Genomic DNA, 23,951 nt, shown 5'->3' on the forward strand with positions numbered 1-23,951 from the left:
CGGAGCGTCAGGCGGCGGCCCCTTTCAACTCCCCCGTTTCCTCGTCGAGTTCCTCTACGTCGCCGCTGATTTCGTCGACAAAGACTGCGCGGGAAACGGGCCCGTCATCCTCGTCCGGCCCTTCGTGGCCTTGGTCCTCCAGCGGCCCACCCTCGGGGCTGCCGTCCGGGAAAGCGGCCGGCGAACCGGAGGGACCCGGGGCCGTCGCCGAGCCATTGGCGGCCGTCCGGATGAAGTTGGCGGAACCCCACATAAGGTCGTGGCCGACTGACTCGGCATCAATCTCGACTGCGTGATAGATCCGGCCGTCCTTTTCCCAGCTCCTTAACTTGAGCCGGCCCACCACGATGACTCGCTGGCCTTTCTTGATGCTGCAACCGATGTTTCCTGCCAGCTGCCGGTAGCCCTGGACCGTAAACCAGTTGGTGTTGCCGTCCACCCAGGCGCTCGTGGCACGGTCGTACCGCCGCTCGGTGGACCCGATGCGGAATTTCGCCGTCGCCACCCCACCCGGCGTCGTCGAACTCGTGATCTCCGTGGCGACGAAGCCACGGACCGTGATGTTGTCACTCATGCTCATGTCCTGTCTCGAAATGTTGTGCCTAGCCGGCTCCTTCAGCATCGCGCCGGGAAGCGGACTCCGCGAGGAGCAAAAGAGGCCATGTGGAAAACCCCGATCCGGCCCCAGCGGCGTGTCTGCTGCGCTGTCCCGGCTACCGGGTGTTCCTGACAGCGGACACTCTGAGGGCACGGTAAACTCGTGGAGGCATCTCCCGGCAGCAGCCGGCAGTTATGCCGTCTTGCCCCAGTAGCTCAGGGGATAGAGCAGCGGCCTTCTAATCCGCCGGTCGGGGGTTCGATTCCCTCCTGGGGCACCAGAATGCGGCTCTGGCCTGCCGGAACGTTCCGCAGACCAGGGCCGCACTTTTCGGCCGCGGGCACGGTTACGGCACGTCCTCGGCCCGCACGTCGACCTTCTGCGATCAGCACACTTAGTATTAGTACACAAGCACGGCGCCAGGCATGACGGTGCGCCCGCACGCAACGAAAGGTACGCCGCCATGACGCAGACACCCCGGGAATTTGAACCCCACGATCCCAACGACGCCGAGACCCCCCGCTACCCGGAATCGGCCCCCGCCGCGTCCGGACCGGCCGTGGCAAGGAATTCTGCAGAGCCGCCGGCAACCGACAGCGAACGGGCCTCCGCCCCTGTCACGATTCCGGCCACCCCCGCGACGCCGCCGGAGCACAAGGACACGCCGCTGCCGCAGCAGCCCGAGGCATCGGCGACCGCCGCGGAACCGCGCCGGGTTACCCGTGCGGGTATGGTCTGGGCAGCCGTCGCCGCAGCACTGGTAGTGCTGATCCTGCTCATCGCCTTTATCCTGCAGAACCAGGAATATGTCCTTGTGAAGTTCTTTGGCCTGGAGGGCTCGGTGCCGCTCGGCATTGCACTGTTCATCGCGGCAGTTGGCGGCGGCGTGCTGGTCGCCATCGCCGGAGCCGCCCGCATCATTCAGCTGCGGCTCGCCGCGCACCGCCAGCGCGTCGGCCGACGCGCCGGCACGGGGACGCATACCCGCTGATAACGTCCGGCCCCGGCGACGCAACGCCGGGACTCGCCGTCGTACGCCCCGCCGCCCCGGCTGGCCCGCCACCACCATCTAGGGCCGGGTCAGGACCAGCGGACCGTCTTTTGTGATCGCGACGGTGTGTTCGCTGTGTGCGGCACGGCGGCCGTTGGCCGAGCGAAGCGTCCATTCGTCATCGTCGTGGAAGTACTCATCGTTGCCGCCCAGGATCAGCATCGGCTCGATGGCGATGACAAGACCTTCAGTCAGCTTGATGCCGCGGCCGGGCCGGCCGTCGTTGGGAACGTGCGGATCCGCGTGCATGGTCGTGCCGATTCCGTGACCGCCGTGGTCTGCCAGCATCCCGTAGCCTGCGCGGCGTGATGCACCGCCGACGGCGTAGCCCAGGTCCCCCATCTTGTTGCCGATCCTGGCGGCCTCGATGCCCCGGGCCAGTGCCGCGTCCGTCGCATCAATCAGTGCCTGGTCCGCCGGGTCGGCGGTGCCGACGATAAAGCTTATGGCAGCGTCGCCGCACCAGCCCTCAAGGAACGCGCCGCAGTCCACGCTGAGCAGGTCACCGTCCTGGAGCCGGTAGCCGTTCGGGATGCCGTGCACCACGGCGTCGTTGACGGACGTGCAGATCACGCCGGGAAACGGCACAGCGGCCCACCGTGGCTTGTAGTTCAGGAACGCCGGTGTTGCCCCGGCGGCGGCAATAGTCGCCGCGGCCACCTCGTCCAGTTCCTTCAGGGACACACCAACGGCGGCGGCCTCACGGACGCACTGCAGTGTGGTGGCCACTACCCGGCCGGCTTCGCGCATCAGGGCAATTTCGGCAGGCGTCTTGATCATTGACATGGGCTCCACTCTAGGGCCCGCCGGAGCGTAGCTAAAGTGTCCTTATGGCCACCGCTGAACTTCTGTCCGCGATCCGCTCCCGCCTGCAGGCGGCAGCAGATCCCGCGCGGGCAGCCAGGGCGCAGGCCTACCTGAAGTCCGGATTGCCCTCGCTGGGGGTCCGGGTTCCCGAGATCCGTCGGATCGTCAAGGCAGCCGCCGGCGAACTGCCTCCCGGCTCCCTTGAGGACTTGCTCTCCGGCGTCCTGGAACTGTGGCGCAGCGCAAACTGGCGCGAAGAACGCCACGCGGCCATCGATCTCACTGGCCTCAAGCTGGCCACCGGTGAGTTGGACATGCTGCCGGTCTACGAGGAAATCATCCGCAGCGGAGCCTGGTGGGACCTGGTGGACGGAGTGTCGCACCAGCTGTGCGATCTGCTGCAGACACACCCGGGCCAAGTGTCCCCCGCGCTGCGCCGCTGGAGTACCGACCCGGACTTCTGGATCCGGCGCGCCGCCATCACGGCCCAGCTGGGCGCCAAATCCGCAACGGATCGTGCCCTGCTGGCAGCAGTTATCGAGCCCAATCTGGCCGACCGGGAATTCTTCATCCGGAAGGCAATTGGCTGGGCCCTGCGTGACTACGCCGGCACCGATCCGAAATGGGTCCGGGAGTTCGCGGCACGGCACCGCGAAGAGCTCAGCCCGCTCTCCCTGCGGGAAGCCCTCCGGAAGCTTAAATGATCGGGCGGCTGCTGGCTGATTCCTCTGATTTGCTGAAGAGCAGCTTGGTCTTGGGATCGAGGAAGATCAGGTACAGGGCAAACAGCAGGGCGATGATCGCCGCGGCATTCCGGGCCAGGGCCAACGCCAGGCCCAGATCGGCTGTCTGCAGGTACGGGAACACTTCCAGCTGGTCCGAGATGGCGTACACCATAAAGAACGACACGATGAAGTAGAGCGCCTTGACCTGCCAGTCGTCCCGGATGCCGGTGAGGGCGAAGAGCGGGATCAGCCACACCACGTACCAGGACTGGATCATCGGGGCGAGGATAACGACGGCGGCGAACGCCAGCGCGAGCCGCCGAATCAGGCGGTCGTAGTCGCCGCGGAAGATCTGCCAGGCGATGATGCCGAGCGCAAGCAGCTTACCGGCGTCGTAGACCCATTTGGCCAGCCCCCAGCCGTCGAGTCCGAAGGCGTTGAAGATCGAGGCGACCACCAGGCCCAGCAGCCCGACCGGGGCGTACCAGATCCAGATGCTGCCCGGCGCGGATAGGCCGTTAATCCAGCCAAAGCCGAAGCCGTTGACCAGGCTCATGGCGTACAACAGGGCGAGGCTGATGCCGGCGGTGAGCCCCCAGAAAACGAATTTCCGCGGCCAGCCGGCGTTCTTCCCGGCCCAGAGCAAACCAATGAAGGGCAGGAAAACGATGGTGATGGGCTTGACCGAGACGGACAGGGTCACCAGGACCAGGCCGAGGATGACGCGCCGGGTAGCGCAGTAGTACAGCCCGGCCAGGGCCAGACCGATCATCAGGGCGTCGTTGTGGACGCTGGCGATGAAGTTGGTGAGGAAAAGCGGATTGGCGGCGGTCAGCCACAGCGCGCGGTGCGGGTTAACACCGTGGAGTTCGGCGAGCTTGGGCACGTAGACGATACACAGCACAATCCCCGCCAGCGCGGCAAGGCGGAAGAGCATAATGCTGGCCTCGGGGTGCACGTTGGTGGACCAGACCACAAACTGCTCGATCCAAAGGAAGAGCTGTCCGTAAGGCACCGGCGCCTCGGTCCACATTTTGTCGGCCCCGAGCTGGAAATAGTTCGACAGCGCGGAGATACCGTTTTCGTAGGGGTTGAAGCCCTCCACCATCAGGCGGCCCTGCCCGATATAGGCGTAGACGTCGCGGCTGAACAGCGGGACCGAGAACATCATGGGCAGCCCCCACAGCGCCACCGCCTGCAGGGTCGCCCTGCGTGCCTGCGCACCCCACACCCGCACGCGCTGGCCAAGCCTGAGCCAGGACCGGACCAGGAGCATCCCGCCGACGGCGAGCAGCACAATGCACAGGCCAACCCCGATTGCTTCGGTGCGCATCCAAATGAACAGCGGGACGCGGCGGAGGTCGGAGGCGGGCGCCAACCAGCCCACGCCGAGGGAACCGATCGCCATAAAAAGGGAGCCGATGAATCCCGCCAGCAGCGGCGAACGTGCATTGTCAACCTCAGCAACGGCTGCCGCCGGGAACGTGCCGGCAGCCGCTTTCCCCGCCGCAGGCACAGGCGCCGTCATCTCAGGATCGTCCAATCTGTTGTGGGGCTCATTCCACCCGCTGCCGGCCGTTGGAACGGGCCCGGGGCACGCCGCGGAGACAAACAATTCCGTCGCCCCGCGTACCCGAAATCCTAGCACCGGACCTCCCGCGGGCGACGAAACGGTAGGCTGGGCGCGTGCCTATATCTAATGAACGCATTGTCTGGATCGACTGCGAAATGACCGGCCTGGACACCAAGGACGACGCCCTCATCGAGGTAGCCGCGCTGGTGACGGACTCTGAGCTGAATATCCTCGGTGACGGCGTCGACGTCGTTATCAAACCCGACGACGCGGCCCTCACGCAGATGAACGACTTTGTCCGCGACATGCACACCCGTTCCGGGCTCCTGGCGGAGCTGCCCCACGGCAAGACGATGGCGGAAGCCCAGGGCATCGTCCTGGACTACATCAAGAAGTGGGTGCCGGATCCCAAGAAGGCGCCGCTGGGCGGCAACTCGGTCGGAACCGACCGCGTCTTCCTGGCCCGGGACATGCCGGAACTGGTGGAGCACCTGCACTACCGGGTGATCGACGTCAGCACCATCAAGGAACTCTCCCGACGCTGGTTCGCCAGGGCCTACTTCCAGTCCCCCGCCAAGCTCGGCGGCCACCGGGCGCTGGGCGACATCCAGGATTCCATTGATGAACTGCGCTACTACCGTGAGGCTGTCTTTGTGCCGGCACCGGGCCCGGACAGCGTCACCGCACGGCGGATTGCCAGCAGCATCACGGGAACGGCCGGGGAATCCGCTGCCCAGACCCCGTCCGGGCAGCCGGCGACGTAGCCGCTGCGGAGTAATCTGCGCCACGTTTGCGGAAATTTTTGGCGAAAACCCAAAAAGTGGCACAAGCGGCCCCGAAGAGCAGGTAAGCTATTTGTCGTTGCCTTTTCAGCCAGCCGGTCCGCCGGAAGGCATGGCGGGGCACATGGTGGGCGTAGCTCAGTTGGCAGAGCGCCTGGTTGTGGTCCAGGAGGTCGCGGGTTCAACCCCCGTCGCTCACCCTCATCAAGGACGGCAGTAAGTGTCCGACCTTAGACGAAGGCCGTACCGGATATCCGGTGCGGCCTTTGTTGTCTGTCCATGGAACCGTGAACGAAAGGAAACGCGATGAAGCGCACGATTTTTGAAGAAGACCACGAGATGTTCCGTGAGATGGCTGCCGAGTTCAACACCCGGGCCGTAGCGCCGCACTACGCCCAGTGGGACACGGACCACATGATGTCCCGGGCCCTGTGGACCGCCGCCGGTGAACAGGGCCTGCTGGGACTGGCCGTGCCGGAGGAGTTCGGCGGCCTGGGCATGAACGACTACCGCTTCCGCGCCGTGCTGGATGAGGAATTCGCCAGGAGCAACCACCTCGCCGTCGGCCTGGCCTTCCATCTCCACGATGACATGGTCCTCCCCCACCTGCTGGCCTACGGCTCCGAGGAGCTGAAAAGCCGCTGGCTACCCGGCATGGTCTCCGGCGAAACGGTCACCTCGGTTGCCTGGACGGAGCCAGGTGCCGGATCGGACCTCCGCGGCATCCGCACTAAAGCCGTGCGCGAGGGCGATGACTGGCTGATCAGCGGCCAGAAGACCTTCATTGGCAACGGCATCTCCGGTGATGCCGCCCTGGTCCTGGCCCGCAGCGACGGCAGCACCGGCCGCGGAAACCACAACTCCTTCTCCCTGTTTATGGTCCGGAAGGGCGAGGGCTACAACACCGGCAAGCAGCTGGACAAGATGGGGCTGAAAGCCTCGGACACAGCGGAACTGTTCTTCGACAACGTCCGCGTCCCGCACGCCGACCTCGTCGGTGAGGAAGGAAAGGGCCTGCAGTACTGCGCGGAGCAGCTCCCCCAGGGCCGACTGGCCATCGCGGTGGCGAGCTCCGCCGTCGTGCGTGCCGTTTACGAGTCGACCGTGCAGTACACCAGGGACCGCAATGCCTTCGGCGAGCGGATCATCGATTTCCAGAACAGCCGCTTCGAATTGGCCGACATCCTCACCGAGGTCGAGGTCACCGAAACGTACGTTGACAGGGCCATCCAGGCCTTTAATGCCGGAGAGCTCGACGCCGCGACCGCCGCACGCGCTAAACTCTGGGCGTCCGAGCGGGCAAAGTCCGTCACGGACCGTTGCCTGCAGCTGCACGGCGGCTACGGCTACATCCTGGAATACCCGGTGGCGCAGGCCTACCTCGCCGCCCGGCTGCTGACCATCTTCGGCGGCACCAACGAAATTATGCGCGACGTCGTCGGCCGCACCATCGCCGGCTGACCCGCCACCACTTAGCACAGAGGAACGTTTCTGACATGACAGTTCTGCCCATTACGATCTGGGGCGAGCCCGTACTGCACCGCCGGGCAGCTGAGGTTGCAGCCTTCGACGACGAGCTCCGGACACTCATCGCGGACATGTTCGAGACCAACGACGCCGCCAACGGCGTCGGTCTCGCCGCGCCCCAGGTCGGCGTCGGCAAACGGCTCTTTATCTACAAATACGACAACGACGACGGCGCCCCGCCGTCCGGCGCCGTCGTCAACCCGGTGCTGACCCTCTCGAAGATTTCCGGCGCGCTGCCGGATCCGGACGAGGAGGAGGAAGGCTGCCTGTCCTTCCCCGGCGGGCAGTATCCGCTGAAGCGGGCGGAATGGGCCCGGGTACAGGGCTTCGACGGCGACGGCAACCCCGTTGATTTCGAGGCGACCGGCTGGTTCGCGCGCGTGATCCAGCACGAATTCGACCACCTCGACGGGAAGTTGTACGTCAACAAGCTGATCGACCGGTATTCGCGCCAAGCCAAGAAACAAGCCAAAAAGAGCGGCTGGGGCGTCCCTGGCCTGACCTGGATGCCCGGTGTGGATCCGGACCCCTTCGGGCATTAGGGCGGCCTGCGCGAAGGTGTCCGCCGGTCTCCCGACCTTTGCGCCCGGGTCCGGTATTGCACCGGCGGTTCCCGGCCGGCACGCCAGTGCGGCCGGCCAATGTTGGGCAAACCCGGCGGCGTGGCCCCCTGGCAGCCCGAGCCGCAGCCTTAGGAAACGGGTTTGGCTGGTGTGCCCGTGCGGCCGAACCGCGGCGGCAGGACCAGGAGGAACATGATGGCTGCGATCACCACGGCGGCGGCGTAGATCGTGACCAGATGCGTCGCAAGCGGGGCCCCGTTGTACATGGTGACTCCGACGGCCAGCAGGGCGACGGCGAGCACCACCACGGCAAAAAACTGCTGCCGCCGAAGGCCGGCAAGAAGTAACGCCGCAGGCACCACATACCAGAGTATGCTCGCCGTGCCCATTGCGTTGATCTGGGCGATCACGGGTGCCGTGCCGGGTATTGCCGCGACGACTGACCCGAAAAACATCGCACCGCAATGAAGTACCAGGCCCGCGACTCCGGCCACCGCAAGCACCAGCTCACCCGGAGTGACGCGCCGGGCCAGCCGGGCATGCGGGACTGCCGGGGCCAGAAGCCGGATTACCAGCAGCACACCGGCGATCCCGGCAAGGCTTAACAGAAATTCATTCGACATCCTCCCAGCCTACCGAGCCGCCCCGGCCGGGCATCAGCCGCTGCGGCCCGCCGGCTGTGCCCCGTTAGCCGTGCCCGGACTTCAGCAGGATGGCCGCATGATCGGGAACGTAGCGGAACAATTCCCGTGGCGGCCGGGTGTAGTTGACCGCCCGCGGCCGTTCCGGCAGCGTCACGGGCTCCGTCCGAACCTCGGTGTAGTCGATCCCGGCGAGCAGATGGGCGATCATGTTGATCCGGGCCCGGCGCTTGTCCTCGGCCTCGACTACATACCAGGGCGAGTCGGCGGTGTCCGTCTGCATAAACATGTCGTCCTTGGCCCGTGAATAGTCTTCCCAACGGAGGATCGCTTCCCGGTCCATCGGCGAAAGCTTCCATTGCCGCATCGGATCATCCAGACGCGATTTGAACCGGCGTTCCTGTTCCGCATGGCTGATCGAAAACCAGTACTTGAACATCAGAATACCGTCCTGGATCAGCAGGCGTTCAAAGACGGGGCATTGGGCCATAAAACGCTTGTGTTCCGCTGGCGTACAGAATCCCATCACATGTTCGACGCCGGCTCGGTTGTACCAGGAGCGGTCCATCAGGACGATCTCCCCGGCCGCGGGAAGATGCTCCACATAACGCTGGAAATACCATTCGCCGCGCTGCCGGTCCGTCGGGGCGGGCAACGCCACAATCCGGGCAACCCGAGGATTCAGGTATTCGGTCACCCGCTTGATGGCGCTGCCCTTGCCGGCGGCGTCGCGTCCCTCGAAAATCACCAGGACTCGCGCTCCGGTGCTGCGGACCCATTCCTGCAATGAAACGAGTTCAGCCTGGAGCCGGGACAGCTCGGCCTCGTAGACGCCGAGCGGCAATCGCCCGGAGTGTCCGGCGGCATCTCCCTTGGCTCGCTTGCGATCATCCTGTGACGTGCCGGAGCCAGCCTTGCCGCCGCCGGCCTTGCGATGTGCCATGGTCCCCGTTCCACCTTCCGCGGCGGGATCTCCTGCCGCGTGCCCTGCCGTGCCCATTCTTGCCGAGCAAAGGACCGCCCACAAGGGGCCGTCCGGCCGGGTACACCGGCGGTGCGCAGCCCTATGCTTAGGCCATGCCAGACCACAGACCTACGCCGATGCAGCCGATCCTCACACTCACCGTAAATCCCGCGCTGGACATCAGTACTGCCACGGAGCATGTCATCAGCGGCCACAAGATGCGGTGCGGCGCCAGCCGCCTGGACCCGGGCGGCGGCGGGGTCAATGTCTCGCGGGTGGTGCAGCGCCTGGGCGGCCGCACCCTGGCCATCTACACCGCCGGCGGACCCACCGGAGAGGCATACCGCAGGCTGATCGAGGCCGAACGCGTTCCCACCCTCGCCGTGCCGATCCACGGCAATACCCGGGAGGACTTCACGGTCGATGAGACCACCACCGGCAAGCAGTTCCGTTTTGTCCTCCAGGGCCCCGAATTGACTGAGGCCGAATGGCGTTTGTGCCTGGCACTGGTGGCGGATTCACTGCCCGCCGGCGGCTATATCGTGGCCAGCGGCAGCCTCCCGCCGGGGGTTCCGGACGACTTCTACGCCCGCGTGGCACGGCTGGCGAAGCTGCATGGTGCGCGCTGCATCGTCGACGCGTCCGGTCCGGCGCTGGCCGAAGCCCTCGCCGAGGGGGTATTCCTGGTGAAGCCAAGCCGCCGTGAACTGGGGTTGCACTTTGGCACAACTCTGGAGGGCGAAGAGAGCGAAGTCGAGGCTGCCGCGGCGTTGGTTGCTGACGGCGCCGCGGAACACGTCGCCTTGACGCTTGGCGGCGAAGGAGCCGTACTCGCCTCGGAGTCCGGGATCCTTCGGCTGGCCGTACCGCGGGTGCACGTTCGCAGCACCGTCGGAGCCGGGGACAGCTTCCTCGCCGCTTTTGTGCTCCGGCTGGCCCAGGGCCGCACCCTGGCGGAGTCGCTCCGGGCCGCGGTGGCTGCCGGGAGCGCTACGGTGACCACACCGGCCACCGAACTTTGCCGCCGCGATGAGGTCGAACGCCTGGAGGCCGAACTCAACATCCGGGCCGCCGCCGACGGGATCCCCGCAGAGTGAAGCTGCGACCGGCTCCCCTGGCGCTCGGGATGCTGTTTGCTGCGGGAACGGCCGGCTGCTCGGGCTCCGCGCCAACGCCCTGCCCTGCCCTTGCGTGGTTCAACTCCCTGAGTGTGACCCTGGACGGCAATTCTCAATTGGTGAGCCTGGTCGAGTTCTGCGCGGAGGACGTCTGTTCGGTGCGCTACGCCGCAGGCGGCGGCGTCCTGGCCCGGCGCGAAGTACAGCTGGACTGGACCAGGGTGGGCGGCAGCGAAGCATGCGGCGGTCCGGCAACAGCCGGCCCCGTCAGGCTCACCATCTAAGCACGCTGCGGCCCGTGCCGGTTCTTCCCGGGGAGGGGAGGGAGCCGCTTGGCCAGCCAGCTCAGGGTCAACAGCTCAAAGTCACTCCAGCTGCCTTTCCGGGGCGGACACCGCCGTGTCCTGAAGCTCGTCCGGAGCCACACCAGGACCGCGCGGTCATCCGGCCGGGCGCACGCAGCCTACCGGGCAGCCGGCACAACAGTCTGCTGTTCGGGACAGGAGGCGAGGATCCGTTTTATGGCCTCCTTCTCCGCCGGGGTGACCCACAACAGGTAGGCAGCCTTGACCGATATTTGCCGGGCCACGTAGTGGCAACGCAAGGCCTTGTTCGGTGGAAGCCAGGTCGCGGCGTCGGATGCACTCTTGTCCTGGTTCGCAGCCCCGTCGACGGCGATCAGGTTCAGCGGATCGTTTGCCAGATGCTCCCGCTGCCCGGCGCTCAACTGCTGGGCACCCTTCTGCCAGGCGTCGCCCAGGGCCACAACATGGTCGATCTGTACGTCTTTGCTGCTCCCGCTTCCCCGCCGGAACCTGATCTGCTGGCCGGTGTATGGTTCCCGGAGCGTTCCGGCGGCCACCTGGCAGGTGGATCCCCCGGTGAACTCGAGGTCCGAAAGGTCGCGGCGAAGGATGTCGTTTCGGGTATCGCAACCGTTCAGGTCCACGTCGAGCCATGCCTGGCCGAATGCCCCGCGGTCATAGTCGGCCCGGGCTGCCCGGCCCTTGACCGCCAGCGTTTCGAGCAGCACAGCAGCGGAGCCAGCCGGAACGGGACGCACGGAAGCGACCGCATTCATCCAGCGCGCCGCCAGCACCGGCGCCTCGCCGGACCCCCCTCCGGGGGGTTCCACAGCCGCGAACTGCCCGGCGGTGAAAAACCAGCCGAGCCCCGCTGCTACGGCGAGGGCCACTGCGGCAAGCAGGGCCCACGCCTGGCGGGACCGCCGTCGTGACTGCCGGAATTCCGGCCATGTCCGGGTCACACCCGCACCAGGGCACACTGCCGGGTGCCGGTCCGTTCCGGGGCGGGACGACTTCCTTCCACCCCTGAAGGCTAAATCCGGTCTCCGCCGCCGCCGCAGTTTTCCACAGTGTGGAGGACAGGTGCCCGGCTAGTTCTCCTTCGTCACCCGCACAAGGTCCTCGTTGGCGAGGGACATCAGGGATTCGAGTTGCTGGACCCGCGCCTCGTCTACCTCCCCGGCCGCATACTTGGTGCGTGCATCGTCGAGGAGCCGCTTGGCTTCCTTAACGTTCCGGTGCGCGACGTCCAACGCGTGTTCAAGAGTGGTTTCGTGGTCTACTGCCGGGTTTTGTTCCATTGAACCATTGTGGTGCGCATTCCAGGTCGATTCCAGCGGACCGGCCGGGAATGCGCCACAGAGTTCAGAAATGTCCGGTCAGGCGGTGACCTCAACGCGAAGACCGGCTGCCTGCAGGGTGGCAGCCGCGTCCTTGGCGGGGAACGACGGCGGGTTCACGCCGGCCATTTCCTCCATAACGCGGACCACCTGGCAGCTGTAGCCGAACTCGTTGTCGTACCAGACGTAGAGGATAACGTTCTTGTCGTTGGTGATGGTGGCAAGGCCGTCGATTATTCCTGCCCGGCGTGAGCCGACGAAGTCGGTGGAGACAACCTCCGGCGAATCGATGTAGTCGAGCTGCTTGCGCAGCTCCGAGTGCAGCGACATTTCCCGGAGGTAGTCGTTGACCTCATCCTTGGTGGTGCCGTTTTCCAGGCTCAGGTTCAGGATGGCCAGGGACACGTCCGGGGTGGGCACCCGGATGGAACTTCCCGTCAGCTTGCCGAGCAGCTCCGGGAGTGCCTTCGCCACTGCCGTGGCCGCCCCGGTCTCGGTGATCACCATATTCAGGGCGGCGGAGCGTCCGCGCCGGTCACCCTTGTGGAAGTTATCGATCAGGTTCTGGTCGTTGGTGAAGGAGTGGACGGTCTCCACATGGCCGTGAACGACGCCGTACCGGTCGTTGATCGCCTTCAGGACAGGAGTGATGGCATTCGTGGTGCAGGAAGCCGCGGAGACGATCCTGTCCGCATCGGTGATCGTTGCGTGGTTGATGCCGTGAACGATGTTCTTCAGCTCGCCCTTGCCCGGAGCAGTTAGCAGAACCCGGGATGCGCCCTTGCTCTTGAGGTGCTGGGAGAGTCCGTCGGCGTCGCGCCAGCGTCCCGTGTTGTCGACGACGAGTGCGTTGTGGATGCCGTAGGCGGTGTAGTCGATGGTGGCGGGGTTGTCCGAGTAGATGACCTGGATCTGAACGCCGTTCGCGGTGATGGTGTCGTTTTCGAGGTCCACCTTGATGGTGCCTTCGAAGGAACCGTGGACCGAGTCGCGGCGCAGCAGGCTGGCACGCTTGGCAAGGTCATTGTCCGAACCGCGGCGGACCACAATAGCGCGCAGCCGCAGCCCATGCCCGCCGCCGGCCTTTTCGATCAGGAGCCGGGCCAGGAGCCGGCCGATGCGGCCAAATCCGTAGAGGACGACGTCGGTGCTGGTGCGGTCGTCGGCGCCGCGCTTGCCCACAACATCGGCCAGCTCCGCACGGAGGAACTCGTCCAGGGTGGCACCCTTGCCCTCGACGCGGTACTTCTCGGTGAGGCGGGCGACGTCGATGGCTGCGGCGCCGAGGTCCAGCGTGGTCAGGGCGTCCAGCAGCGGGGCGGTCTCCTCAAGACGCAGTTCTTCCTTGCTCATCCGACGGGCGAAGCGGTGTGCCTTCAGGATGTTCATGGTGGACTTGTTGATCAGGCTGCGGCCGTGGATGGACGTCACCACGTTGTTCTCGCGGTACAGCCGGCCGATCACCGGGATCATGGCCTCGGCGAGCGCCTCCCGGCCCATCCACGTATCAAGACAAGAATCTGACGTCTGGCTCACAGAAATACCTTCCTAAAATCCACCACATACGGCGCCGTATGCGGAAGTCGGCTGCCGGAGGGTGTCCGGAACCTGGGCTCCGGGGATTCGGTCCACCCCGGGCGCACGTGTCAAGCAAAACGAAAGCCGCCGGCTGCGAACGCAGACCCGACGGCAGAACATCTACGTTCGTCTTCCATTCTACCGGCGGCCCGGAAGGGACCGGTGCCCCGTTACGCGTGAAATGACTCACACGCGGCCCGGGTTAGCCCGTCGTGCCCACCGGCACACCCAACGCAGGACAGCTGCGACGCCGGGCTCTGGCGCCCTCCGGCCTAAGCAGCTGCCCGCTACCCTCTAGGATGTTCCTATGGGACTAATAATCACTCTACTTATCATCTGGCTCGTTTTGTCCGTCCTCGGCTTTGTCGTCAAGGGCCTTCTCTGGCTGGCCGTCGTTGGCCTGATCCTCTTTGTGGCAACCGGCGTCTGGGGCTGGGTGAAGCGGAAGGCCAAGGCCTAACACTGCCATTGGTCCATACCGGCGGTGGCCGGCACCTTTCGGTGCCGGCCACCGCTTTTTTCGTGCGCGGCGGGTGCGCGGCAGCGCGCACCGCAGCGCGCCGCGGGGTTTGTCGTTACGCGGCCCAACCGGTGGTGTGGGTGGATGGGTTGACCGATACGCCGGGTTCTGTGTTCCCGCGCCGTTGCCAGCACAGGAATAGCGGCCATCCATCTACGAACGCCGTTGCCGGCGCCCTCCAGCAGCCTACCCGGACACTCGGGCGGGCAGCCCTCAAACGTGTCCTGTCTGGCCTTGCTCCGGGTGGGGTTTACCTAGCCTTCCCGGTCACCCGGGAAGCTGGTGGTCTCTTACACCACCGTTTCACCCTTACCTGCCCTGCCGGCTGTGCAAGCACACCCGGCACGCAGGCGGTCTGTTCTCTGTGGCACTGGCCTGCGGGTTACCCCGAGTGGGCGTTACCCACCACCCTGCCCTGCGGAGCCCGGACGTTCCTCGAGCCACTTGCGTGACGCGCGGCCGCCTAGTCAACCCATCCGCCGTCTATTCTACGGTCACTGCGGGCCGGCCCGGCAACACCTCCGGCGCCGGGCCTATGATCGGGGAATGGACGCGTCAGAACTGAGCCGGCGCCGTTTGCTGGAGCTGGCGGGAATCGGAGTGGGTGCGTCCGCCCTGGCAGCCTGCGCTCCCGGAATCCCGTCCCCTGCCGCGCCACCGCCGGCGCCGCCCGCGGGTCCCGCGGGTGGGCAGGCGAACCCGACGGCGGGTTCGACCCGGACGCCTGCTGTCCCGTTGACCGTCCGGACCAGGACGGGATCATTTGTTTCGGTGTTCCGCCCCGGAATCAGCACCGGCTGGTCACTGGCCGCCCCCGAAGCCCCGCCCGGCGCGGCGCGGCCCGATCTGCCGCTGGCGGTATTCCTGCACGGTCTCGGCGGCAGCCACACGGTGCTGCTGGAGGAACTGGCCGCCCACGAGGCGCTTCGGCGGCACCTCGACGCCGGCGGTCTGCCCTTCGGGATAGCCGCCGTGGACGGCGGAAACAGCTGGTGGCACCCCCGCGCTGACGGCAGCGACACCCAGGCAATGCTGATCCAGGAGTTCATTCCGTTCCTCGGCGGCCAGGGGTACGACCTTGGCCGGATCGGCCTCTTTGGCCTCTCGATGGGCGGCTTCGGTTCGCTGCTGCTCGCCTCGCAGGGCCGCTTGCCCGGTGTACGGGCCGTCGCAGCCATGAGTCCGGCTCTCTGGGACCACTACGACCCGCGCACCGACAGCGCCTTCGACGGTCCGGACGACTTTGCGGCCCATAACGTGTTCGCGCTCCGCCCAAGACTCGCAGCGCTGCCCAAACGAATCGACTGCGGGACCGCGGACACCCTTGCCGGAACGGTTCGCCAGTACCGGGAGGGGCTCCCGGGCGCCGTCGAGGGCGGCTTCCAGCCCGGCGGCCACGACTCCGGCTATTGGCGCTCCATCCTCCCCGAGGTCTTGTCCTTCCTGGGCCGGAACCTGGCCTGAACTTCGGTCGGAAGCTGCCGGCGGCCGGCCCGCGCAGGACGCGCCGCTAAGCTTGGACGGTGCTGATTCTGCTGCCGCCCTCCGAAGGCAAGACTCCCGCCACAGCCGGCGACGCCGTCGACTGGGCCACCTTGAGCTTCCCCGAATTGAACAGCTACCGTGCCAAGGTGCTGGCGGGCCTTGGTACGGTCAGCGCCCACGAGGACGCCCTGGCGCTGTTGGGCGTTGGCGCCTCCCTCTGGGCCGACGTCGAGCGGAACACCAGGCTGCACGCCGAACCGGCAGCCCCGGCCCACCAGGTCTACTCAGGGGTGCTTTACGACGCCTTGGACTACAACAGCCTCACGCCTTCGCAGCGGAAAAGAGCGGACGCTTCCGTGCTGGTCATTTCGGCACTCTGGGGTGCCATCCACTTCGGGGACCGGGTGCCGGCGTATCGGTTGTCAATGGCCGCTGCGTTGCCCGACGTCGGACGCCTGGCATCTTTTTGGAAGCCGCACCTCAGCGCGGCGCTCGCGACCGTCACCGCTGGCGAACTGCTTGTGGACTGCCGTTCCAGCACGTACGCCGCCGCGTGGGCTCCGCCGCCGCCGCAGACCGTGGCCGTGAACGTGTTTACCGAGGCCAAAGGCGTCCGGAAGGTCGTCAGCCACTTCGCCAAGCACACCCGTGGCGAGCTCGCCCGGCACCTGCTGAGCCGGCGGGGTCCGGCACCGCAGACTCCCGCCCGGCTGCAGAAAGCCGCGGCCGAAAAGTGGACAGCGGAACTGGTCGAGGGCACGTCCCGGAAGCCGCACACCCTCAACCTGATCCTGCCCAACTAGCTCGCAGCAGGGGTCGTTTTGAGCGCTCAAAACGACCCCTGCTGCGAGTCAGTTTGTGGTTACACCCATTCGGACGAGCGGACCAGGATGCAGCCGGAATCCGGGCAGAACACCACTTCGTCCTCGGCCGCAGCCTTGATCTCGGCGAGGTCCCCCGGGCTCAGCTGCATACCCGAACCCTCGGACGTTCCGTGGAAGAGCCGGGCCGCGCCCACGCCGCGCTTCGCCAGGGTCTTTTCGTAGACCGCCAGGAGGCCGGCATCCAGGCCTTCGGCGAACTGGGCGCGATTGCCCCGCACCACAGTTGCCTCGGCTGCGATCTCCGCGAGCCGCTCGTCAAGTTCGGAGCGGATGGAACCGAACGAGCCCTGAATGTCGTCAACGATCTGCTGCTGGCCGGCCTGGCGCAGGCGGAGCGAGTCCAGCCGTTCCAGGACTTCCAGCTCAATGTCCTCAAGGTCGGAGCGGCGCTTGTTCAGTGACACGAGGTCACGCTGCAGCGCCACGAGGTCCTTCGACAGGCCGGTGCCGCTGTTGAGCCTGGCCTCGTCGCGTTCAATCCGGGAGGCGACCTGCTCCACGTCGGCTTCGGCCCGCTTGAGCTCGAGTTCGGCGTCGTGGACCGCCACCTTCGCGGCGCCAAGTTCCCCGCTGGCCACGCCGAGGGCAGCCTCAAGATCGGTGATCCGTGGGTCGCTTTCAAGGCTTCGGCGGCGGTTGGACAGGGATTTGAGCTTCGCATCAAGTCCCTGCAATTCGAGCAACTTCAACTGTTCCGCCGGTGCTGCCTTGGCCACTATTTACCTCCGCTAAATCCCTGCCGGCCGCAGCCGGGCGCCGTGTCGGCGCTCCCTAGACTCTAGCGCCTAGCGTACTCCCCGGCCTCGCTAGCTCACCCGGGGCACCTCGCACGCCAGGCTTAGCCCGGAGTCAGAATGAAGTCCCACGGGTCGCTGTTGGTGGTGCTGACCCGGATCTGCACGTTGTGGCCCTGGTCTCCCAGGACGTTGCCCAATGCCTCGGCGGCGGCAGGCAGCCACAGCCACTCGCTGGCGAAGTGCGAAACGTCGATGAGGTAGGGCCTGTTGTTGACGGCCTCCTCCCGGGCTTCCGACGCCGGATGGTGCCGCAGGTCGGCCGTCAGGTAAACATCGGCGTCGGCGGCCCGCACCGCGTCCAGGAGCGAATCTCCGGCCCCGCCGCAGACGGCGACGCGGCGCACCAGCCCGTCCCGGTCCCCGGACACCCGAACTCCCCCGGCGACGGCCGGGAGGATGCCGAACACGCGGGCGGCGAACTCGCCCAGGGTGAGTGGTTCGGCCAGGTCGCCGACCCGCCCGATCCCCTCTTCGGGCAGCCCGTTGGACGCCGGAGACAGCGGGGCAACGTTCTGCAGGCCCAACGCATCGGCCAGCACATCCGAGACGCCGCCGACGGCGGAATCGCCGTTGGTATGGACCGTCAGCAGGGCGGTCCCGGTTTCGATCAGGCGGTGCACGGCCCGGCCCTTGGCGGTGGTCGCGGCTACCGAGGTGACACCTTTGAGCAGCAACGGGTGGTGGGTGATGAGCAGCTCGGCGCCGAACTCGATCGCCTCCTCGATCACCTCAAGGGTGGGATCGACGGCGAAGAGGATCCTGCCCACCCCGGCGGCGGGGCGTCCGGCCACAAGCCCCACCTCATCCCAGTCCTCGGCCAGTGATTCGGGCCACAGCTCCTCGGCGGCCAGCAGGATCATGCCCAGGGTAGGCTGCCGCTCCGTTTCCCCGGATCCATGGCCGGCAGCGTCGGTCCCTTCGAGAGGGCCGGCTGAAACGTCGGTGTTTACAGGTTCCATACCCCCATTTTTACCCTATTGGGCGGCGGCCCCTGCAGGCGCCGGGAATCTTCGGGGCCCTTCAACCATTGAAGAGGACATGAGAACTTTTGTCCTCGGCGGAGGCTGCTTCTGGTGCCTCGACGCCGTCTACCAGAAAACCAAAGGTGTCAGCGCCGTCGTTTCGGGCTACTCCGGCGGCCATGACCGCAACCCCGACTACTACGCAGTCTGCTCCGGAACCACCGGCCACGCCGAGGTGGTGGCAGTGACGTTCGATGAGCAGATCGTCCCGGCGGAAATCATCCTGGACATGTTCTTCGCACTCCACGACCCCACAACCCTGAACCGTCAGGGCTACGACGTCGGCACTCAGTACCGCTCCTCAATGTTCTACGAAACGACTGAGGAAAAGATCCTCTTCGAGGAGGCGATCGAACGGAACCAGTCGCTGTGGGCGCATCCGATTGTCACGGAGGTCAGCCGGCTGCCGGTGTTCCACCGGGCGGAGGAAATTCACCAGGACTACTACGGCAAATTCCCGGAGCAAGGTTACTGCCAGGTGATCATCAATCCGAAGCTGGCCAAGGCCAGGAAATATTACTCTTCATGGCTTAATGCTTAGCTAGGGCCTGTGGGCCCTCGTTAGGCTGACCTCAGCATTCCCCCTCAACAGACAGGTGCAGACACCCATGGCACGGATCTATGACGATGTTACCCAGCTGGTCGGCGGCACTCCGCTGGTCCGGCTGAACCGGCTGACCGAAGGCCTTGACGCCACAGTGGCGGTCAAGCTGGAGTTCTACAATCCGGCCAACAGCGTCAAGGACCGGATCGGCGTTGCGATTGTCGATGCTGCGGAAAAGTCCGGCGCCCTCAAGCCCGGCGGCACCATCGTCGAAGGCACCTCAGGCAACACCGGCATCGCCCTCGCCATGGTCGGCGCTGCCCGCGGCTACAAGGTCATCCTGACCATGCCGGAAACCATGTCCACCGAGCGCCGCGTGATGCTCCGCGCCTACGGTGCCGAGATTGTGCTGACGCCCGGCTCCGAGGGCATGCGTGGCGCCGTCGAAAAGGCCCAGGAGATCGTCGCCAACACGGAGAATTCCATCTGGGCGCAGCAGTTCGCGAACGAGGCCAACCCCGAAGTCCACCGCCAGACGACAGCCGAGGAGATCTGGTCCGACACTGACGGCAAGGTGGACATTTTCGTCGCCGGCGTTGGCACCGGCGGAACCGTCACCGGCGTCGGACAGGTACTCAAGGAGCGCAAGCCCGACGTGCAGATCATCGCCGTCGAGCCGAAGGACTCAGCCATCCTCAATGGTGCCGCACCGGGACCGCATAAGATCCAGGGCCTCGGCGCCAACTTTGTGCCCGAAATCCTGGATACAAACGTCTACGACGAGGTTATGGACGCCACCCTTGAGGACTCGGTCCGCGTGGCCCGGGACCTCGGCGTCAGGGAAGGCATCCTCGGCGGAATCTCCTCCGGCGCGATCGTTTGGGCGGCCCTGGAGCTCGCCAAACGGCCGGAGAACGCCGGTAAGCTGATTGTTGCTATCGTCTGCGACTTCGGTGAGCGTTACATTTCCACGGTGCTGTACGACGACATCCGCGGCTGAGTCCGGCCACTGTCCACGATTTTTGTAGAAAGGTCTTTGTGAGCTTTTTCGCAAGGCTGAAGGAAGACCTCGACGCCGCCAGGTCCCACGACCCGGCGGCTCGAGGTTCCTTTGAGAACTTCTTTGCCTACTCCGGCCTGCACGCGATCTGGGCGCACCGCCTGACGCACCGGATGTGGCAGGACCCGGCGCTGCGCTTCCCGGCGCGGCTGATCTCCCAGCTGGCGAGGTTCTGCACCGGCATCGAGATCCACCCCGGCGCAACCATCGGCCGTCGCTTTTTCATCGACCACGGTATGGGTGTGGTCATTGGCGAGACCGCCGAAATCGGTGAGGACGTGATGCTGTACCACGGGGTGACCCTCGGCGGCCGGTCGCTGGCCAAGGTCAAACGCCATCCCACCATCGAGGACCGGGTCGTGGTCGGCGCCGGCGCCAAAATACTTGGCCCCATCACCATCGGCCGGGACAGCGCCGTGGGTGCCAACGCCGTGGTGGTCAAGGACGCCCCGGCAGAGTCGATCCTCACGGGAGTGCCTGCCACCTGGCGGCACCGGGACGCGCAGCGGGAGACCAAACCGGGCGTCGACCCGGCGGAATACCTGATCGAATACCGGATCTAGGCGGTACTCACCGATTCCCGGGCCGGCCAGCTGGCCTGCGTTACGCGGGAAACCGTTTGTAGATGTTCCAGATGACAACGTCGAAGGCCCGGTCCGGCAACAACCGTCGCAGCATCAGGATGGCCCGGGCACCCTTGCCTACCGGGTAGCGGGTCCTGGGCCTTGGTGACGTCGCGGCGTGGACGATTGCGTCGGCAATGACGGTCGCGGCGGTGGACATGGCGGAGCCCTCGGTCGATGCCAGCGCAGCCGCGACGACTTTCGCCTGGTCCATGTAGGGTCCGCGGCCGGAGGTGGCCAGCAGGCTGTCACCGGAAATGGCGCCCCATTCCGACTGCGTTCCCGCCGGCTCGATGATGGAGACGTTGATGCCGTGGGGTTTGAGTTCAACCCGCAGTGAATCGCTCAGGCCCTCGACGGCGAACTTCGTGGCGTGGTACCAGGCTCCCAGCGGCTCATACATTTTTCCGCCGATCGAGGACACGTTGATGATCCGCCCCCGCCCGGCGGCCCGCATTCCAGGGAGCACCAGCTGGGTCATCCGGGCCAGCCCGAAGAGGTTGACGTCAAATTGCCGCCGCCCCTCTGCCAGCTCCACTTCCTCGAGTGAACCAAAGGAGCCGTAGCCGGCGTTGTTCACCAGGACATCAACCCGGCCGTGCACCGCGATCACCTGTTCGATGGCCGCCGTCATGGAGTCCTCGTTGGTGACGTCAAGCGCAACAACGCTCACACCGTGGGCTTTGAGGGGCGCCATCTTCTCCACCCGGCGGGCCCCGGCATACACGGTAAAACCGCGGGCAGCGAGTTTCCATGCCGTCTCATAGCCGATTCCGGCGGAGGCTCCGGTGACGAATGCTACGGGCTGGCTCATCTGCTGCACTCCTGGGACGGGTACTGGGGACCACGGCTGGCGGCCGGGTATCCGGGGAAAACCGAACGGCCGGTGCTCCCAGAGTAGCGGGAAGCACCGGCCGTCGGTCAGAGGCGGAAGCTAGTGGGTATCCACTGCCTCAATTTCAGCCTTGTCCTCGCCCCAGAGGGTGTGGAAGGTACCCTCGGTGTCGACGCGGCCGTAGGTGTGCGCACCGAAGAGGTCGCGCTGGCCCTGGATCAGGGCGGCCGGCAGGCGCTTGCGCCGCAGGCCGTCGTAGTAGGCCAGCGAGGAGGAGAACACCGGCACGGGGATGCCGAGCTGGACGGCGGTGGCGACGACCCGGCGCCAGGCCGGGAGGACGTCGGCGATCGCCGTGGTGAAGGCCGGGGCGAACAGCAGGTTGGCCGGCTTCTCGTTCGCGGCGTAGGCCTTTGTGATCTCCTTGAGCAGTTCGGCACGGATGATGCAGCCGCCGCGCCAGAGGGAGGCGATCTCGTCCAGTTTCAGGTCCCAGCCATATTCCGTGGCAGCGGAGGTGAGCATGTCCAGCCCCTGCGCGTAGGAGACCAGCTTGGAGGCGTACAGCGCCTGGCGGACATCCTCGACAAAGCTCTCCGGGACCTCGACGCCGGCTTCGCCGCCGGCCAGCAGCTCCTGGGCCAGCTTCCGCTGTTCCGTCTGTGAGGACAGTGCCCGGGCGAAGACCGATTCGGCGATGCCCGAGACCGGGGAGCCCAGTTCAAGGGCGGAGATGACGGTCCAGCGGCCGGTGCCCTTCTGGCCCGCGGCGTCCACCACAACATCCACAAACGGCTTGCCGGTCTTAGCGTCCACATGGCCAAGGACCTCGGCGGAGATCTCGATCAGGAAGGAGGCGAGGTCGCCCTTGTTCCACTCTGCGAAGATCTTGGCCTGCTCGGCCGGTTCGATGCCGGCGCCGGAGCGCAGCAGGTCAAAGGCCTCGCCGATCACCTGCATGTCGGCGTATTCGATGCCGTTGTGGACCATCTTGACGAAGTGGCCGGCGCCGTCGGTGCCGATCCAGGCGCAGCACGGCTTGCCGTCGACGTGAGCGGCGATCTTTTCCAGCAGCGGGCCGAGGGCGTCGTAGGACTCCTTGGAACCACCAGGCATGATCGAGGGGCCGTTGAGGGCCCCCTCTTCGCCGCCGGAGACACCGATGCCAACGAAGTGCAGGTCCTTCTTGGCGAGCGCTGCTTCGCGGCGGCGGGTGTCCTCGTAGTGGGAGTTGCCGGCATCGATGATGATGTCGCCGGCTTCCAGCAGCGGTTCGAGCTGTTCGATCACGGAGTCGACCGGCTTGCCGGCCTTGACCATGATCAGCACGCGGCGTGGCTTCTCCAGCGAGTCGACGAGCTCCTGCAGGGTCTCGGTGCGGATGAAGTCGCCGTCCTGGCCGTGCTTCTCGAGCAGGGCGTCTGTCTTCTCGACCGACCGGTTGTGCAGGGCCACCGTGAAGCCGTTCCGGGCCAGGTTACGGGCCAGGTTGGCCCCCATCACCGCAAGGCCTGTGACACCGATGTGTGCTGACATCAAAACTCCCATTCATTTCTGTGCAACGAGTGCACTTCGTCCCGCGCGGAGGGCGGAAACTTTCTTCTGAGGATCAGTGGTTGTCAATAAACCATATGTATTTCAGGGGGCTGCTGGAAAGCAGAGCCCACGTGGCTGAATATGGCGCGTCACAAACAGTCTATGATTCCCGCGGCCGCTCCGCCGGTCCACGCCGTAACGACGGTTCGTTCAGCTTCCGCCGCACTATGCTTACGACTATGTCAACCAGCCTCCACCACCGCGCGATTGAGCACCTCGGCAGCCGGATTGTCGCGGGACAGCTCCCGGCCGGTCACATTATGCTGGCCGAACACCTCGAAGGTGAACTCAGCGTGTCCCGTTCGGTGGTCCGCGAAGCAGTGCGTGTGCTGCAGTCCCTCGGCCTGGTGGAAACAACCAAAAGGGTGGGGATCCGGGTCCTCCCATTCAGCCGCTGGAATCCGTTCGATCCGCAGGTGATCCGCTGGCGCCTTGCCGGCGAGGGCCGTGGAGCGCAGCTGCGCTCCCTCGCAGAGCTGCGCACCGCCGTCGAACCCGTTGCCGCCGAGCTGGCCGCCACCAACGCCCCGGAGTCGATCCGGCGGGAGATCGTGGAAGTTTCCCACGCCATGCGCGACGCCGGCCGCGCCGGGGACGTGCCACGGTTCCTTGAGCTCGATATCCACTTCCATTCCCTGCTGCTAACGGGCTCCGGAAACGAGATGTTTGCGAACATGGTGGGCCAGGTGGCGGAGACCTTGACCGGACGCACGGTGCACGGCTTGATGCCGGACCACCCAAGCAACTCGGCGCTGCAGTGGCATGTGGACGTTGCCGAAGCCATTGCCGCCGGGAACCCGGCGGCGGCCCGTGAGGCTTCTGACCGGATTATGCGAGAGACCATTTCGGAGATGGAACCAGGGTGGAAGAATCAGCCCCGGATGTTCGTACCCCTGAAGCGGCCTTAGCCACAAATTGCAGGACGTGGGGTTCCACGCCGGCGGGGACCCCACCCCGGCCGGGGTTCTAAGTCAACAGGATGGTCCCATGACCGAAGTTGAGACCGTTGTTGC

At 65.9% G+C, this 23,951-nt stretch carries 26 protein-coding genes, 2 tRNA genes and 1 other RNA gene; 16 read left to right on the forward strand and 13 right to left on the reverse strand.

Annotation, left to right across the window (positions count from 1 at the left end; genetic code table 11):
* Positions 1-7 precede the first annotated feature (7 nt).
* Complete coding sequence (locus tag ABIB49_RS03755; protein ID WP_354156717.1) at positions 8-574, reverse strand: single-stranded DNA-binding protein; 567 nt, start codon at positions 572-574, stop codon at positions 8-10.
* A gap of 228 nt (positions 575-802) precedes the next feature.
* Here ABIB49_RS03755 and ABIB49_RS03760 point away from each other — a divergent pair.
* Together ABIB49_RS03760 and ABIB49_RS03765 are read left to right on the forward strand one after the other, a co-directional pair.
* Positions 803-878 (forward strand) — tRNA-Arg (locus ABIB49_RS03760).
* A 183-nt stretch (positions 879-1,061) separates the two neighbouring features.
* Positions 1,062-1,589, forward strand: a complete 528-nt coding sequence (locus ABIB49_RS03765; RefSeq protein WP_354156718.1) for a LapA family protein — start codon at positions 1,062-1,064, stop codon at positions 1,587-1,589.
* Positions 1,590-1,667: 78 nt separating this feature from the next.
* Here the strand turns inward: ABIB49_RS03765 and map are convergent, their stop codons facing one another.
* Positions 1,668-2,435 (reverse strand): type I methionyl aminopeptidase, encoded by a 768-nt coding sequence (map, locus tag ABIB49_RS03770; RefSeq protein WP_354156719.1) that lies wholly within the window; start codon positions 2,433-2,435, stop codon positions 1,668-1,670.
* A gap of 44 nt (positions 2,436-2,479) precedes the next feature.
* On the opposite strand from map, the gene ABIB49_RS03775 reads away from it, so the two are divergent.
* Positions 2,480-3,160, forward strand: a complete 681-nt coding sequence (locus ABIB49_RS03775; protein ID WP_354156720.1) for a DNA alkylation repair protein — start codon at positions 2,480-2,482, stop codon at positions 3,158-3,160.
* On the opposite strand, the gene mptB is transcribed toward ABIB49_RS03775, so the two are convergent.
* The gene (mptB, locus tag ABIB49_RS03780) at positions 3,153-4,709 is read right to left on the reverse strand and encodes a polyprenol phosphomannose-dependent alpha 1,6 mannosyltransferase MptB (RefSeq protein ID WP_354156722.1); all 1,557 of its coding nucleotides are present in this window, start codon (positions 4,707-4,709) and stop codon (positions 3,153-3,155) included. The two genes, ABIB49_RS03775 and mptB, sit on opposite strands and share 8 nt — an antisense overlap.
* A 158-nt stretch (positions 4,710-4,867) precedes the next feature.
* Between mptB and orn the strand changes: the two genes are divergently transcribed.
* The 4 genes from orn (at position 4,868) to def (ending at position 7,605) form a co-directional block, all read left to right on the forward strand.
* Positions 4,868-5,518, forward strand: a complete 651-nt coding sequence (gene orn / locus ABIB49_RS03785; protein WP_226774936.1) for an oligoribonuclease — start codon at positions 4,868-4,870, stop codon at positions 5,516-5,518.
* Between the two features lie 145 nt (positions 5,519-5,663).
* Positions 5,664-5,736 (forward strand) — tRNA-His (locus ABIB49_RS03790).
* A gap of 106 nt (positions 5,737-5,842) precedes the next feature.
* Positions 5,843-6,997: an acyl-CoA dehydrogenase family protein gene (locus tag ABIB49_RS03795; RefSeq protein WP_282360291.1), complete on the forward strand. Its 1,155-nt coding sequence runs from the start codon at positions 5,843-5,845 to the stop codon at positions 6,995-6,997.
* Positions 6,998-7,032: 35 nt separating this feature from the next.
* Positions 7,033-7,605, forward strand: a complete 573-nt coding sequence (def, locus tag ABIB49_RS03800; protein ID WP_226774938.1) for a peptide deformylase — start codon at positions 7,033-7,035, stop codon at positions 7,603-7,605.
* A gap of 149 nt (positions 7,606-7,754) precedes the next feature.
* Here the strand turns inward: def and ABIB49_RS03805 are convergent, their stop codons facing one another.
* The gene (locus ABIB49_RS03805; protein ID WP_282360292.1) at positions 7,755-8,249 is read right to left on the reverse strand and encodes a hypothetical protein; all 495 of its coding nucleotides are present in this window, start codon (positions 8,247-8,249) and stop codon (positions 7,755-7,757) included.
* Positions 8,250-8,313: 64 nt separating this feature from the next.
* Positions 8,314-9,210, reverse strand: a complete 897-nt coding sequence (gene ppk2 / locus ABIB49_RS03810) for a polyphosphate kinase 2 (RefSeq protein ID WP_502913748.1) — start codon at positions 9,208-9,210, stop codon at positions 8,314-8,316.
* A 134-nt stretch (positions 9,211-9,344) separates the two neighbouring features.
* On the opposite strand from ppk2, the gene ABIB49_RS03815 reads away from it, so the two are divergent.
* Positions 9,345-10,328 carry a 1-phosphofructokinase family hexose kinase gene (locus tag ABIB49_RS03815; RefSeq protein WP_282360293.1) on the forward strand — a complete coding sequence of 328 codons (984 nt, stop codon included), beginning with the start codon at positions 9,345-9,347 and terminating at the stop codon, positions 10,326-10,328.
* The gene (locus tag ABIB49_RS03820) at positions 10,325-10,633 is read left to right on the forward strand and encodes a hypothetical protein (RefSeq protein WP_282360294.1); all 309 of its coding nucleotides are present in this window, start codon (positions 10,325-10,327) and stop codon (positions 10,631-10,633) included. Before ABIB49_RS03815 ends, ABIB49_RS03820 begins: the two co-directional genes overlap by 4 nt.
* Positions 10,634-10,812: 179 nt before the next feature.
* Here ABIB49_RS03820 and ABIB49_RS03825 read toward each other — a convergent pair whose 3' ends face one another.
* The 3 genes from ABIB49_RS03825 to ABIB49_RS03835 all read right to left on the reverse strand — a co-directional run bounded on the left by ABIB49_RS03825 (position 10,813) and on the right by ABIB49_RS03835 (position 13,530).
* On the reverse strand, positions 10,813-11,616 hold the full coding sequence (locus ABIB49_RS03825) for an HNH endonuclease family protein (protein WP_354156723.1): 804 nt from the start codon (positions 11,614-11,616) through the stop codon (positions 10,813-10,815).
* 129 nt (positions 11,617-11,745) lie between these two features.
* Positions 11,746-11,955, reverse strand: coding sequence for a TolC family protein (locus ABIB49_RS03830; protein WP_226774944.1), 210 nt, complete (start codon positions 11,953-11,955; stop codon positions 11,746-11,748).
* A gap of 78 nt (positions 11,956-12,033) precedes the next feature.
* Complete coding sequence (locus ABIB49_RS03835; protein WP_226774945.1) at positions 12,034-13,530, reverse strand: glyceraldehyde-3-phosphate dehydrogenase; 1,497 nt, start codon at positions 13,528-13,530, stop codon at positions 12,034-12,036.
* A 349-nt stretch (positions 13,531-13,879) separates the two neighbouring features.
* Between ABIB49_RS03835 and ABIB49_RS03840 the strand changes: the two genes are divergently transcribed.
* Positions 13,880-14,032 (forward strand): hypothetical protein, encoded by a 153-nt coding sequence (locus ABIB49_RS03840; protein WP_226774946.1) that lies wholly within the window; start codon positions 13,880-13,882, stop codon positions 14,030-14,032.
* Between the two features lie 141 nt (positions 14,033-14,173).
* Here the strand turns inward: ABIB49_RS03840 and rnpB are convergent.
* Positions 14,174-14,567: RNase P RNA component class A (gene rnpB / locus ABIB49_RS03845), an RNA gene on the reverse strand.
* 71 nt (positions 14,568-14,638) lie between these two features.
* Here rnpB and ABIB49_RS03850 point away from each other — a divergent pair.
* Both ABIB49_RS03850 and ABIB49_RS03855 read left to right on the forward strand, forming a co-directional pair.
* On the forward strand, positions 14,639-15,556 hold the full coding sequence (locus ABIB49_RS03850; RefSeq protein WP_282360296.1) for an alpha/beta hydrolase: 918 nt from the start codon (positions 14,639-14,641) through the stop codon (positions 15,554-15,556).
* Between the two features lie 59 nt (positions 15,557-15,615).
* Positions 15,616-16,380, forward strand: a complete 765-nt coding sequence (locus ABIB49_RS03855) for a YaaA family protein (RefSeq protein ID WP_226774948.1) — start codon at positions 15,616-15,618, stop codon at positions 16,378-16,380.
* Between the two features lie 59 nt (positions 16,381-16,439).
* On the opposite strand, the gene ABIB49_RS03860 is transcribed toward ABIB49_RS03855, so the two are convergent.
* A complete protein-coding gene (locus ABIB49_RS03860) occupies positions 16,440-17,177 on the reverse strand; it encodes a zinc ribbon domain-containing protein (RefSeq protein ID WP_226774949.1) in 738 nt (245 codons plus the stop codon).
* A gap of 122 nt (positions 17,178-17,299) precedes the next feature.
* Positions 17,300-18,217 carry a Nif3-like dinuclear metal center hexameric protein gene (locus ABIB49_RS03865; protein ID WP_502913749.1) on the reverse strand — a complete coding sequence of 306 codons (918 nt, stop codon included), beginning with the start codon at positions 18,215-18,217 and terminating at the stop codon, positions 17,300-17,302.
* 79 nt (positions 18,218-18,296) lie between these two features.
* Here ABIB49_RS03865 and msrA point away from each other — a divergent pair, with 79 nt between their 5' ends.
* The 3 genes from msrA (at position 18,297) to epsC (ending at position 20,447) form a co-directional block, all read left to right on the forward strand.
* Complete coding sequence (gene msrA / locus ABIB49_RS03870) at positions 18,297-18,821, forward strand: peptide-methionine (S)-S-oxide reductase MsrA (protein ID WP_226774950.1); 525 nt, start codon at positions 18,297-18,299, stop codon at positions 18,819-18,821.
* 67 nt (positions 18,822-18,888) lie between these two features.
* On the forward strand, positions 18,889-19,824 hold the full coding sequence (cysK, locus tag ABIB49_RS03875; protein ID WP_226774951.1) for a cysteine synthase A: 936 nt from the start codon (positions 18,889-18,891) through the stop codon (positions 19,822-19,824).
* Positions 19,825-19,862: 38 nt separating this feature from the next.
* Positions 19,863-20,447 carry a serine O-acetyltransferase EpsC gene (gene epsC / locus ABIB49_RS03880; protein ID WP_226774952.1) on the forward strand — a complete coding sequence of 195 codons (585 nt, stop codon included), beginning with the start codon at positions 19,863-19,865 and terminating at the stop codon, positions 20,445-20,447.
* 40 nt (positions 20,448-20,487) lie between these two features.
* Here epsC and ABIB49_RS03885 read toward each other — a convergent pair whose 3' ends face one another.
* Together ABIB49_RS03885 and gnd are read right to left on the reverse strand one after the other, a co-directional pair.
* The gene (locus tag ABIB49_RS03885; RefSeq protein WP_282360297.1) at positions 20,488-21,321 is read right to left on the reverse strand and encodes an oxidoreductase; all 834 of its coding nucleotides are present in this window, start codon (positions 21,319-21,321) and stop codon (positions 20,488-20,490) included.
* 120 nt (positions 21,322-21,441) lie between these two features.
* On the reverse strand, positions 21,442-22,878 hold the full coding sequence (gene gnd / locus ABIB49_RS03890) for an NADP-dependent phosphogluconate dehydrogenase (protein ID WP_226774954.1): 1,437 nt from the start codon (positions 22,876-22,878) through the stop codon (positions 21,442-21,444).
* A 239-nt stretch (positions 22,879-23,117) separates the two neighbouring features.
* Between gnd and ABIB49_RS03895 the strand changes: the two genes are divergently transcribed.
* Positions 23,118-23,846, forward strand: coding sequence for a FadR/GntR family transcriptional regulator (locus tag ABIB49_RS03895; protein WP_226774955.1), 729 nt, complete (start codon positions 23,118-23,120; stop codon positions 23,844-23,846).
* The last annotated feature ends 105 nt before the right edge of the window (positions 23,847-23,951 follow it).

It is taken from the genome of Arthrobacter sp. UYCu512 (assembly GCF_040547075.1).
GTDB lineage: Bacteria > Actinomycetota > Actinomycetes > Actinomycetales > Micrococcaceae > Arthrobacter.

Coding starts and splice junctions, on each gene's coding strand:
- ABIB49_RS03755 (WP_354156717.1), bottom strand. CDS start 574: ATGAGTGACAACATCACGGTCCGTGGCTTCGTCGCCACGGAGATCACG.
- ABIB49_RS03765 (WP_354156718.1), top strand. CDS start 1,062: ATGACGCAGACACCCCGGGAATTTGAACCCCACGATCCCAACGACGCC.
- map (WP_354156719.1), bottom strand. CDS start 2,435: ATGTCAATGATCAAGACGCCTGCCGAAATTGCCCTGATGCGCGAAGCC.
- ABIB49_RS03775 (WP_354156720.1), top strand. CDS start 2,480: ATGGCCACCGCTGAACTTCTGTCCGCGATCCGCTCCCGCCTGCAGGCG.
- mptB (WP_354156722.1), bottom strand. CDS start 4,709: ATGACGGCGCCTGTGCCTGCGGCGGGGAAAGCGGCTGCCGGCACGTTC.
- ABIB49_RS03795 (WP_282360291.1), top strand. CDS start 5,843: ATGAAGCGCACGATTTTTGAAGAAGACCACGAGATGTTCCGTGAGATG.
- def (WP_226774938.1), top strand. CDS start 7,033: ATGACAGTTCTGCCCATTACGATCTGGGGCGAGCCCGTACTGCACCGC.
- ABIB49_RS03805 (WP_282360292.1), bottom strand. CDS start 8,249: ATGTCGAATGAATTTCTGTTAAGCCTTGCCGGGATCGCCGGTGTGCTG.
- ppk2 (WP_502913748.1), bottom strand. CDS start 9,210: ATGGCACATCGCAAGGCCGGCGGCGGCAAGGCTGGCTCCGGCACGTCA.
- ABIB49_RS03815 (WP_282360293.1), top strand. CDS start 9,345: ATGCCAGACCACAGACCTACGCCGATGCAGCCGATCCTCACACTCACC.
- ABIB49_RS03830 (WP_226774944.1), bottom strand. CDS start 11,955: ATGGAACAAAACCCGGCAGTAGACCACGAAACCACTCTTGAACACGCG.
- ABIB49_RS03840 (WP_226774946.1), top strand. CDS start 13,880: ATGGGACTAATAATCACTCTACTTATCATCTGGCTCGTTTTGTCCGTC.
- ABIB49_RS03850 (WP_282360296.1), top strand. CDS start 14,639: ATGGACGCGTCAGAACTGAGCCGGCGCCGTTTGCTGGAGCTGGCGGGA.
- ABIB49_RS03865 (WP_502913749.1), bottom strand. CDS start 18,217: ATGGAACCTGTAAACACCGACGTTTCAGCCGGCCCTCTCGAAGGGACC.
- msrA (WP_226774950.1), top strand. CDS start 18,297: ATGAGAACTTTTGTCCTCGGCGGAGGCTGCTTCTGGTGCCTCGACGCC.
- cysK (WP_226774951.1), top strand. CDS start 18,889: ATGGCACGGATCTATGACGATGTTACCCAGCTGGTCGGCGGCACTCCG.
- ABIB49_RS03885 (WP_282360297.1), bottom strand. CDS start 21,321: ATGAGCCAGCCCGTAGCATTCGTCACCGGAGCCTCCGCCGGAATCGGC.
- gnd (WP_226774954.1), bottom strand. CDS start 22,878: ATGTCAGCACACATCGGTGTCACAGGCCTTGCGGTGATGGGGGCCAAC.
- ABIB49_RS03895 (WP_226774955.1), top strand. CDS start 23,118: ATGTCAACCAGCCTCCACCACCGCGCGATTGAGCACCTCGGCAGCCGG.